The organism is Mesorhizobium sp. M2E.F.Ca.ET.209.01.1.1 (assembly GCF_004010375.2).
In the GTDB taxonomy this organism is placed as follows: Bacteria; Pseudomonadota; Alphaproteobacteria; order Rhizobiales; family Rhizobiaceae; genus Mesorhizobium.
The window spans coordinates 1-300 of sequence record NZ_SADP02001025.1 but is presented as its reverse complement, the minus strand read 5'-3'; the positions used below and the strand labels follow the sequence as shown (position 1 = coordinate 300).

Sequence of the window (300 nt, the reverse complement as noted above, 5' to 3'; positions counted from 1 at the left end):
CCGCCGCCGCGCTTTTCGGCCTGCCGCGCGATGTGGTCGTGGTTGCCGGCACCACGGACGGCTGTGCCTCGTTCCTGGCGACAGGCGCCACGGCGGCGGGCGACGGCGTCACCGCGCTGGGGTCCTCGCTGACCATCAAGATCCTGTCCGACCGGCCGATCTCGGCGCCGCGCTTTGGCATCTACAGCCATCGTCTTGGCGACACCTGGCTGGCAGGCGGCGCCTCGAACTCCGGCGGCAAGGTGCTGGCGCAGCATTTTCCGCTCGCGCGGATCATCGAACTCAGCGCGATGATCGACC

Annotated in this window: 1 pseudogene; it reads left to right on the top strand. The window is 70.0% G+C overall.

The features are described from left to right. Positions 1-300: pseudogene (locus EN852_RS38960) on the top strand (carbohydrate kinase); the annotation flags it as partial.